Raw genomic sequence first — 9923 nt, forward strand, 5'->3', positions numbered from 1 at the left:
TCGGATGGGAGAAAAAATTCCTAGCGCGCTCGTCTTTAAATTTAGGCGCGTAAAAGCCCAGCTCTTCGCGCTTTCCTGCAGAGTTCGGCTCCGCTTGATTATCCTGCGTGGAATTAGCCTTAAAATTCCGATCGGAATTCTTGAGCTCCTGCGACGAAACTGGCTCTGTTTGGTTTTGCGTGGAGTTAGCTTTGGAATTCCGATCGGAATTTTTAGAGCTTTGCGAGAAGTTTTGAACAGAATTTGGCTCGGCGCTTCTTCCGTTTTGTGAGAAATCCCACGCGAAATTTTGATTTTTAAAGTTTTGCGCGGAGGCGGGTTTGGAATTTTGACTTTGATCGGAGCTTTTAACGCTTTGTAAGAAGCTTAGCGGTAAATTCCGTTCGGAATTTTTAATGTTCTGCGAGAAACTCGGTTTGGAATTTGGCTCGGCACTTCTGCCACTTTGCGAAAAACCCTGAGTAGAATTTTGATCGTAGATTTTACCGTTTTGCGGAAAGCTCGACAAAGAATTTTGATCAAAATTCTTGATACTTTGTAAAAAAACCTGAGCGGAATTTTGATTTTTAAAGCCTCGCACGGGCTCTGCCTCCGAATTGCGATCGGAATTTTTGGCACTCTGTGAGAGATTTTGCTCGAAATTTTGCTTGAAATTCTTAGCGCTCTGCGGGAATTTCGGCTCAAAATTTCGGCCCGAATTTCCGAAGCCTTGCATAGACCCAACTTCCCTACCGCGAGCGGAATTCCAAAAATTTTGTATAAAATTTAAAGCGGAAATTTTGAAATTTTGCACGGGCTCAGCTTCCAAGCTCCATGTAAAATTTTTAAAATTTCGTGTAAAATCGGGGGCGAAACGTTTGAAATTTTGTGCGGCTTCGCAGCCTCTGTGCCGTAGACCAGGTCCGCACGGTATGCCGGCCTCGCTCTCAAAGCAAGAGCTACGCGGCGCGAGAATTTTACTTTCAAAGCCTAGTCTGCGCAGCACACGGGTTTCGCGCCCAAAACTCGTCCAATTGCGCGATTTAGCGCTCTTGTCGACACTTTCGTCGGCGCGGATTTGCTTTTTTAAATTTACAAATTGCGAGGCGGCGAGGTTAAATTTCTTCAAATTTACGGGGCTAAAATTCTTAAAATCGCGCGCGACATGTAAATTCAAAAAATTCCGCACCGCACAAAAGGTGCCTAGAGCGGGATTTTGCTCACCACCTAGCCCATTTGCATCGCAAAACAGCGAGTGGTAGGCGCTCAAAACGGCTTTTCGAGCATTATATCTCGTGCTAAATCCACATGCATCAAAACCGCAACGAGGAAAGGCGTCTCGGTTCGCGCCAAATTTGCAGTACAAATGAACGCCCCGCTTCGTGCCAACGCGACGCAAGCAAATGTCTGCATTGAAATTGCGCTGCGAGCGGACGCTCATACTAGATTGCAAACGATCGCTCGTGTTAGAGCTGCGTCGCAAACGACCGATCGCGCTGGGGTCGCGGCGTGAGTGGACATCTCGGTTTACGTCAACGCGCCGTAAGCAAGCGCTCACGCTAGAGCTACACCGCAAGTAAGTACTCGCGCTAGAGCCGCAGTATGTATCGCTGCTAAATTTCGTCGAATTTTGCGCTGTAAAACCCCAGCGCACTGCGCCGTTCAGGAGCACGCTCACGCTATAATCGCAGTTCGCACGGCTGCGCAGTCCGTATTTCGGCGTGATAAAACCGCAGCGCCCTGTATCCTGTGTGAGGCTGTGTCTGCCCGCGCCGACATCGATACATCCAGAACTCCGCAAAAGCTCGCGCCCGCGTGCATCCAGATCGTAGCGCCCGATGCCCCGAAAAAGCCCATCTATGCGAGCGCCGAGGTCGTCGCAGCTAGCGCCCGGCAAATGCCCGTAATTGCGCGCGCCCGGATCGCAATATGTACCAAAACCTCGTTCATACGCGTCTGAACCGCAACGTAAGTTTAAATTTCGTGCGGAACCTCCATGCTTGTGCGCATTAAAGATAAAATTTCTACTCATAATAGCTCACTCCCCTAAACTGCTCGCTTACCACGCGCTCTTCGTACCGCTCGTCGCGCGCGCTTAGCGGCTCATCTAGCCTCACGACGCGCCTAAGCCCCATCCCTTTGGGCTCGAGCTCGATGATCTCGTGGCTTAGGCGCGCGGCTTCGAAGCGGTCGTGGGTCACCAAAAGGCAGGCAAGCCCCTCGCGCTCGATCTTTGAGACTAAAATTTCGATCAGCACGCCGCGCAGATCGCGATCCAGACCTACAAACGGCTCATCAAGCAGCGCCAGATCGCAGCCGCTAAGGATCGTGCGCAAAAATGCCGTGCGCTTTTGCATTCCGCCGCTTAGCTCGCGCGGGAATTTATTCAGATCGCTCGGGCTTAGCCCGATCTTTGCGGCGAGGGCGTAAATTTCGTTCACGCCGGCGGGGCTAAAAATTTCGATATTTTTAAGCGCCGTGAGGTTCGGTAGCAGGCGGTTTTCTTGAAACAAAAAGCTGATTTTCTTAAAGCCGTTTTCGATCTGCCCGCTTTTTTTATCCTCCAGCCCGCAGACCAGCCGCAAAAGCGAAGTCTTGCCGCAGCCGCTGGGGCCAAAAAGCGTCTTTACTTCGCCCGCGCGCAGCTGCAGCGAAAAATCGGAAATTATAACATCGCGCAGAATTTCGTAGCGCAGATTTGAAATTTTTAGCATCATCTGCTCCACGGCATCAGTAAAATTTGAAGCGGCTTGGTCACGAGATAATCAAAAAGCGCCGTAAAGGCTATGACTAGGCACACATATGCCATGACCTCGACCGTATCGATATTTACGCGCGCTTCGGCGATCTTTGCGCCGATGCCGTCGTTCGCACCCAAAAGCTCCGCCATCACAAGCACCTTCGCGCCGTTGCTGACCGCGACGTAGATCGCAGGAAGCAGTCGCTCGATTAGATGCGGCGCGTAGAGGTAGCGCAGTTTTTTTAGAATTGAGCTTTTGTAGCTGTCGAAAAGCTCGGTGTATTCGGCGCTTACGCTAGCCATCGCCTGCGCCGCGGACGCAAAAGTCATCGGCGCGACGACGATAACGACGGTAAAAAGCACGCTTGTATCGCCGAAATGAAACCAAAATATCGCAAGCACGATCCAAACGATGGGCGGCGTCGAGAGAAGCACGGTAATTAGCGGGTTTAAAAAGGCTCGCAGGCTTTTGAAATACCCCGCCGCAAGCCCGCTGCAAATCCCCGCAAAAAGCGCGAGGAAGGTGCCTGCAAGCGCGCGCTTAAGCGACAGAGCTAGATCGTTTGCGGCGAAATTTTTTAAAATTTCGCACGCCTTAGAAAAAACAGCCGCGGGTTCTGGCAGAATGAGCGGCCCGTAAGCCTCGCTCGCCACCTGCCAGACGGCTATGAAAAAGCACACCGCCCCTAGGCTCGCAAAGCCGCCCCACAGATAGTCTATGACGTAAAACGCGGGGTTTTGAGCTTTGCGAATTTTATCGATTTTTAGCATAGAAAAAAGTCGTCCTTAGGCATCGCGCCGCCGATGAGCTTAGGGTTAAATTCCATCAAAATTTCATAAAATTTCAAAAGCTCGTCCTTGATCTCGCTAGGCTTTTTGACGCATAAATTCGACGTATCGATGCTCATAAATATCGCAGGCGGCGGCGCGGGAAAGAAATTCGTCCCGATTGCCGCAGCGCTTTGTTTGTTCGCTTTGATCCACGCAAGCGCGTCTGCTAAATCGGCATTTAAAATTTCAAAATCCGCCTTTTTCGCGGCGTAAAAATCGGTATCTGCGATGATGCCCGCTTGCGGGATTATGGGCTTTACCGAAAACGCCTGCGCCCACATATCGCTTAAATTTGCTCCTCGTTGCACGGCGATGCCCGATACTTTGCCCTTTAAGATCATGGCGCTTGCTAACGGCTCCACCGTGATCGCGACGTCGTAGTCCTTAGCCAAAAACAGCTGCGCGCTCTCTGCGGGGCTGGCGGTGTAGTCGATGTTTAGCCCGCTGATGCCCTGCTTTTTCGCTATGGCTCGCACGATGATGTCTAGCATGTCGTTTTTAAAAGGCATTACGATCTTTTTGCCCTTCAGCTGAGCAAATTCCGTTATCTTCTCGCCCTTGCTCATCACGAAATTTAGCCCCTCGGTGAGGATATTTACCATGCCGATCTTGCGCCCCTGATTTGCGAGGTTCACCCCTACGTTGCTGGGGCTCATCATGACCTTGTACTCGCCGTTTGCTACGCCCGCGCGCAGCTGATCGGGATCGCGCCAAAGCTCGAGCTTCGCGTCGTATTTTTTGCCGATCTGCCCCTGCATGCACGCAACGCCGATGATGAGGCTAGGCATCGCGGGCGCGCCGTAAATAGTAAAAGTCTCTTTTGCAAAAAGAGGGCTAGCAAGCCCGCTAGCCGCCAACGCGGACGTTAGTTTTAAGAAATTTCTTCTTTGCATATTCTCCTCTTTTCATTCCTGCCAAACGGCAAGATTTTGATAATCGATGTGCAATTATATCAAAAATAGGGGTGATTTGGTTTGATTAAGCTCAATAGTCGGCTTTAAATTTTAATGCGCTAAAATTTAAAACGCCCCGCAGCGGTAAAATTTTATGCTAAAATGGAGAAAATTTCAATTCAAGGATATAAAATGAGAAGCGACATCATCAAAAAAGGCTATACGCGCGCGCCGCACAGAAGCTTGCTAAGAGCGACGGGGCTAAAGGACGAGGACTTTGAAAAGCCGTTTATCGGCGTGGCAAACAGCTTCATCGAGATTATCCCTGGGCACTTTTTCCTCAACAAATACTCCGAAATTTTAAAAGACGAGATCCGCAAAAACGGCTGCGTGCCGTTTGAGTTTAACTGTATCGGCGTGGACGACGGCATCGCGATGGGACATGCTGGGATGCTTTATAGCCTGCCTAGCCGTGAGCTGATCGCAAACTCGATCGAAACGGTTATGAATGCGCACGCCCTGGACGCTCTTGTGTGTATGCCAAACTGCGATAAAATCGTACCCGGCATGGTGATGGGCGCGCTTCGCGTGAACGTGCCGACGGTTTTTGTTAGCGGCGGCCCGATGAAAAAGGGCTACACCAAAAAAGGCGAGCCAATCGACCTATCCACGGCGTTTGAGGCGGTGGGTAAATTTGAAACCAAAGAGATCAGCGCCGAGGAGCTAAAAGAGATCGAGTGCGCCGCCTGTCCGAGCGGAGGCAGCTGCTCGGGGATGTTTACGGCAAACTCGATGAATACGCTGTGTGAAGCGATGGGTATCGCGCTAAAAGGCAACGGCACGGTGCCAGCACTAACTCCTGAGCGCGAGGAGCTCATCAGGCAGGCTGGACGTCGTATCTGCCATATAGCGCTCGATGAAAAATACAAAATCCGCAACATCGTAAATGAAAAATCGATCCAAAACGCCCTAGTCGTCGATATGGCGATGGGCGGCAGCAGCAACACCGTGCTGCACATCCTGGCTATCGCGCGCGAAGCGGGGGTAAATTTGCAGATCGCCGGGCTCAACGAGATCAGCCGTAAGATCGCGCACATCGCCAAAATCAGCCCGAGCCTGCCAAACGTGCATATGGAGGATATCGACCGCGCTGGCGGTCTAAGCGCCGTGATAAATGAAATTTCGCGCCGCGACAACGGTCTGCTGGACTTAGGCGCGCCGACCGTCACGGGCGAGAGTCTAGGCGAGCGCGTCGGAGCTAGCGCCATAAAAGACGAATCGGTCATCCGCAAGGTCGAAAACGCCTACTCGCAGGTCGGCGGGCTGGCGATTTTGTTTGGAAATTTAGCCGAACAGGGCTGCGTCATCAAGACAGCGGGCATCATAGGCGAGCGTAAATTTAGCGGCAAGGCCGTGTGCTTTAACAGCCAAGACGAAGCGATAGAGGGCATCTCAAGCGGCAAGGTAAACAAGGGCGACGTGGTTGTCATCCGCTACGAAGGGCCGCGCGGAGGCCCTGGTATGCAGGAGATGCTAAGCCCGACATCGCTCATCATGGGGCGAGGTCTGGGCGCGGACGTGGCGCTCATCACGGACGGCAGGTTTAGCGGCGCGACTAGGGGGCTAAGCGTCGGGCACGTGAGTCCCGAAGCTGCCGAGGGCGGCATGATCGGACTGCTAGAGGACGGCGATATCATCGACATCGACGTGGATATGTACGCGATAAACGTGCGCCTAAGCGAAGCCGAGGTCGCCGAGCGCAGAGCTAAATTTAAGCCGATTGAAAAACCGCTGCCGTATCGCTGGCTGCGAATGTATCGCAAGCTGGTAACGAACGCTAGCAACGGAGCGATATTGGAGGCGTAGGGTGCCTTAAATTTTAAACATACCGCTGTAATTTTGCTCAAATTTACGGCGGTTTTGTTAAATTTACGCGTAGGTTTTCGGCTCTAAATTTTAAAATTTAACCTAGGCGAACGCTTGGTACTTATCAATGTAAGAGCCAATGGGATATCTATTTGAAATTTTACTTATTACGCAAACAAGCCGAGCGAAGTGGAAACCTAAATTTAAACTCTGCATGTCGGCATTTTTAAGCATAAATTTTACTCTAGCGCACTTGTTAGAGTAAAACTCTGCCAAGTAGAATTTCAAAATTTACGTGATTACGCCGATAGCAGCATTTAAAATCCGCGAGGTTTTAATAACAAAGCCTCGCGGTGGGTGAAAGCGGAATTTATAATGGAGAAATTTTGTAGATGGCGAGGTGAAATTTCGCCGCAAAATTCCAACAACAAAGCCAGCCATCCTCACTATTTTTTATACTCGCCAAGCTTTGCGATGCTATCGAATTTTGTATTTTATCCCTCAAAATTTGCGACGCAAGCGAATTAAAAATAAAAGGCGGCTTACTAAATTTACAAATCCCTCGGATCGGCGATCTTGCCTGCGACGGCGCTAGCTGCGGCGACGGCGGAGTTTGCCAGATATACTTCGCTCGTTCTGTCGCCCATGCGACCGACGAAATTTCGGTTAGTCGTGCTTATGCAGCGCTCGCCCACGCCCAAAATCCCCATATATCCGCCCAAGCACGCGCCGCAGGTCGGGTTGCTCACGACTGCGCCCGCTTCGACGAAAATATCCCACAGCCCCTCTTTTTGCGCTGCCAGAGCGATCTTCTGCGTCGCAGGCGTGATGATGAGGCGGGTTTTGCGCGCGACCTTGCGACCTTTTAAAATTTGCGCGGCGATCCGCAGATCGGAGAGCCTGCCGTTGGTGCAGCTGCCGATAAAGACCTGATCGACGGCGATATCATCGCGCACCGCCTCGCGCACGCTCTTGCCGTTGCTAGGCAGAAACGGATACGCAATCACCGGATCAAGCTTGCTAACGTCGATCTGCAAAATTTGCTCATAGTTCGCGCCCTCGTCGGAGTAGTGAAATTTCGGCTCAGCGCGCAAATTTTTATCTGCCAAAAATTCCTTCGTGATCTCATCGACCGCGACGATACCACTCTTGCCGCCCGCTTCGATCGCCATATTGCAAAGCGAAAATCTGCTATCCATATCCAGATACTCCAGCGCGTCGCCGCAGAATTCCAAAGCCTTATAGCGCGCGCCGTCCACGCCGATGAGGCGGATCACTTCTAGGATCAGATCCTTGCCGTAGATATGCGGCGCGGGCTTGCCGTGAAAAATTACTTTGATCGTAGGCGGTACTTTGAACCAATTCTTGCCCGTTATCATCGCGAAAGCTAGATCGGTGCTGCCCATGCCCGTCGCAAAGGCCCCCAGCGCGCCGTGGGTACAGGTGTGGCTATCCGCGCCGATGATGACGTCGCCGGGCACTACGAGCCCTTTTTCAGGCATCAGCGCGTGCTCGATACCCATATCCTTTTCGTCGAAATAATTTTTCAAATCGTGCTTGTAAGCAAACTCGCGTGAAATTTTAGCTTGATTTGCGCTTAAAATGTCCTTCGTGGGGATGTAGTGATCCATCACGATCGCAAAGCCATCCGGGTTGGCGAGCTTTTTTGCGCCGCTAAGCTCAAACTGCTTGATCGAAATCGGCGTCGTAATGTCGTTGCCGATGACCATATCGATGGCGCTTTCGATGATCTGTCCCGCAAAAACCGCCTCGCCCACGTGCTCGCTAAAAATTTTCTCCGTGATCGTCTGCTTCATAGAATCTCCTTCGTATCGGTTAAATTTGCGCGATTTTAGCTAAAAAATCATAAATTTTTGCAATTTTATGTATAATTGAGCCGCAAGGAGCGAGACGATGGAAATTTTAGATATTTTTGCAAACCGCAGAAGCGTAAGAAAATATACGGATGCGCCGCTTGAGGACGAGGCGCTGGATAAAATTTTAAAAGCGGGCCTGCTTGCGCCGTCGGGGCATGCACGCCGCCCGTGGGAGTTCATCCTCGTGCGCGACAAACGGATGCTTGAGCGGCTAAGCGGATGTCGCAGCAGCGGAGCGAATATGCTAAAACAGGCTGCGGCCGCGATCGTCGTGATCGCAGATGAGCAGAAGCAGGACGTCTGGATCGAGGACTGCTCGGTAGCGCTAGGCTACATGCACCTTGCCGCAAGCGCGCTAAATCTCGGCAGCTGCTGGGTGCAGGTAAGGCTGCGCGCCGCCGCGGACGGACGCAGCTGCGAGGAGTTTTTGCGCGAGGCGCTGGGCTTTCCGCTAAATTTCAAAGCAGAAGCGATACTGGCCCTCGGCGTGCCGCAACAGCACCCGAGCCCGCACGATCTGCAGAAGCTAAATTTAAGCAAAATCCACAAAGAGAAATTTTAACGCGTATGAAGTATCAAAACTTAATTCAAATTTGCGAGTATCTACACGCCAAACACTTCCTTTCGCACATTAAGCGCGTAGGAGATAACCTTTTTAAAGTCTGCTTTGACGGCAATGAGACGCTGTTTTTTGATATGAATAAATCAGGCTGCAATATCCACGAAAATGACGCTTTTACCGAAGGTAAGGTTTACGCGGCGCCCTTTGACGTGCTACTTGCCAAGCGCTTCGTAAAATCGCGCATTACCTCCGTTAGTGTGCCAGAAAATAATAGAATTCTATGCCTTAGCGTGAGCCAAAACGCAAGCTACAAAACCCAAAGCTCAAATATCTACTTTGAATTTACCGGGCGTTTTACAAACGTAATAATCACCGATGAAAATGATGTGATTTTAGAGGCACTGCGACACTTCGAGACGGAATTTAGACAGATCAAGGTAGGAAGAAAACTTCGCCATCTGCCGCCTACAAATATTAAAGAAGCCCCCGTGCCAAAAATTTCGGACTTTAAAGCATTTTTTCGCGCGGAATTTAACGCGCTAAATGCAGATCGCTTAAACTCGCTCAAATCCGCAAAAATCACGGCGCTAAATAAAAAGCTAGACTCGGTGCGCGAGGCTTTAGGCTCTTTGCAAAGCAGCGCCGAACTACTGCGAAGCGCCGAGCTTTTAGGTGCGAAAGCTGCCTTGCTAAAAGAAAATATCTATAAAATTCCAACCAGCGCGCGAGAATTTACGCTGCAAAAAGGAGACGCCGAAGCGATAGAATTTAAGCTACAAAAGCCTGCAAGCGCCGCTTTGGGTGAGCTTTACTCCGAGGCAAAGCGTATGCGCCAAAAGGCTGCTAATATCCATATCGAAGAGCAAAATTTAAAGGAGAAACTCGCGTTTTACAAGAATTTAAAATCACTCATTCTTGCCGCACAGGATGCACACGAGATCGAAATTCTAATGCCTAAGCGCACGCAAACTAGGCAAAAAAGCAAGGAAAAAAATAGCGAATATGTAGCGAGCTTTTATCTCGGGGGTTTTAAAATCAGCGTCGGTAAAAACGAAAAAGGCAATGAGTTCTTACTAAAAAATAGCTCCAAGTCCGACTATTGGTTTCATCTTAAGGACATTCCAAGCGCACACGTCATCGTAAAGACAAATAAGCAAAGTCTAAGCGAAGAGGTG

At 50.5% G+C, this 9923-nt stretch carries 9 protein-coding genes; 4 read left to right on the top strand and 5 right to left on the bottom strand.

Translation table 11 applies throughout. The features are described from left to right. The 4 genes from Q0140_RS09160 to Q0140_RS09175 all read right to left on the bottom strand — a co-directional run. Positions 1-2011: hypothetical protein (locus Q0140_RS09160; RefSeq protein ID WP_297963944.1), on the bottom strand; the 2011-nt coding region annotated here is incomplete at its 3' end. Continuing rightward, a complete protein-coding gene (locus Q0140_RS09165) occupies positions 2004-2693 on the bottom strand; it encodes an ATP-binding cassette domain-containing protein (RefSeq protein ID WP_297963946.1) in 690 nt (229 codons plus the stop codon). The genes Q0140_RS09160 and Q0140_RS09165, both read right to left, overlap by 8 nt. Continuing rightward, positions 2693-3490 carry an ABC transporter permease subunit gene (locus tag Q0140_RS09170; RefSeq protein ID WP_297894715.1) on the bottom strand — a complete coding sequence of 266 codons (798 nt, stop codon included), beginning with the start codon at positions 3488-3490 and terminating at the stop codon, positions 2693-2695. Before Q0140_RS09170 ends, Q0140_RS09165 begins: the two co-directional genes overlap by 1 nt. After that, positions 3484-4443: an ABC transporter substrate-binding protein gene (locus tag Q0140_RS09175; RefSeq protein ID WP_297963949.1), complete on the bottom strand. Its 960-nt coding sequence runs from the start codon at positions 4441-4443 to the stop codon at positions 3484-3486. The genes Q0140_RS09170 and Q0140_RS09175 overlap by 7 nt, the downstream gene beginning before the upstream one ends. A 192-nt stretch (positions 4444-4635) precedes the next feature. On the opposite strand from Q0140_RS09175, the gene ilvD reads away from it, so the two are divergent. Then, the gene (gene ilvD, locus Q0140_RS09180; protein ID WP_297963951.1) at positions 4636-6309 is read left to right on the top strand and encodes a dihydroxy-acid dehydratase; all 1674 of its coding nucleotides are present in this window, start codon (positions 4636-4638) and stop codon (positions 6307-6309) included. A gap of 375 nt (positions 6310-6684) precedes the next feature. Next, complete coding sequence (locus Q0140_RS09185) at positions 6685-6837, top strand: hypothetical protein (protein WP_297963953.1); 153 nt, start codon at positions 6685-6687, stop codon at positions 6835-6837. Positions 6838-6860: 23 nt separating this feature from the next. Here the strand turns inward: Q0140_RS09185 and Q0140_RS09190 are convergent, their stop codons facing one another. After that, the gene (locus Q0140_RS09190; RefSeq protein ID WP_297963955.1) at positions 6861-8126 is read right to left on the bottom strand and encodes a 3-isopropylmalate dehydratase large subunit; all 1266 of its coding nucleotides are present in this window, start codon (positions 8124-8126) and stop codon (positions 6861-6863) included. Positions 8127-8223: 97 nt separating this feature from the next. Here Q0140_RS09190 and Q0140_RS09195 point away from each other — a divergent pair, with 97 nt between their 5' ends. Together Q0140_RS09195 and Q0140_RS09200 are read left to right on the top strand one after the other, a co-directional pair. Then, a complete protein-coding gene (locus Q0140_RS09195) occupies positions 8224-8748 on the top strand; it encodes a nitroreductase family protein (RefSeq protein WP_297963957.1) in 525 nt (174 codons plus the stop codon). A 5-nt stretch (positions 8749-8753) separates the two neighbouring features. Then, positions 8754-9923, top strand: a 1170-nt coding sequence (locus tag Q0140_RS09200; RefSeq protein ID WP_297963959.1) for an NFACT family protein, incomplete at its 3' end; no start/stop codon positions are given.

The sequence above is a fragment of the uncultured Campylobacter sp. genome (assembly GCF_938045405.1).
Classification (GTDB): Bacteria; Campylobacterota; Campylobacteria; order Campylobacterales; family Campylobacteraceae; genus Campylobacter_B.

Bases quoted from the DNA above. Each gene is read 5' to 3' on its own strand.
- Q0140_RS09185 (WP_297963953.1), top strand. From the start codon at position 6,685: ATGGAGAAATTTTGTAGATGGCGAGGTGAAATTTCGCCGCAAAATTCC.
- Q0140_RS09165 (WP_297963946.1), bottom strand. From the start codon at position 2,693: ATGCTAAAAATTTCAAATCTGCGCTACGAAATTCTGCGCGATGTTATA.
- ilvD (WP_297963951.1), top strand. From the start codon at position 4,636: ATGAGAAGCGACATCATCAAAAAAGGCTATACGCGCGCGCCGCACAGA.
- Q0140_RS09190 (WP_297963955.1), bottom strand. From the start codon at position 8,126: ATGAAGCAGACGATCACGGAGAAAATTTTTAGCGAGCACGTGGGCGAG.
- Q0140_RS09170 (WP_297894715.1), bottom strand. From the start codon at position 3,490: ATGCTAAAAATCGATAAAATTCGCAAAGCTCAAAACCCCGCGTTTTAC.
- Q0140_RS09175 (WP_297963949.1), bottom strand. From the start codon at position 4,443: ATGCAAAGAAGAAATTTCTTAAAACTAACGTCCGCGTTGGCGGCTAGC.
- Q0140_RS09195 (WP_297963957.1), top strand. From the start codon at position 8,224: ATGGAAATTTTAGATATTTTTGCAAACCGCAGAAGCGTAAGAAAATAT.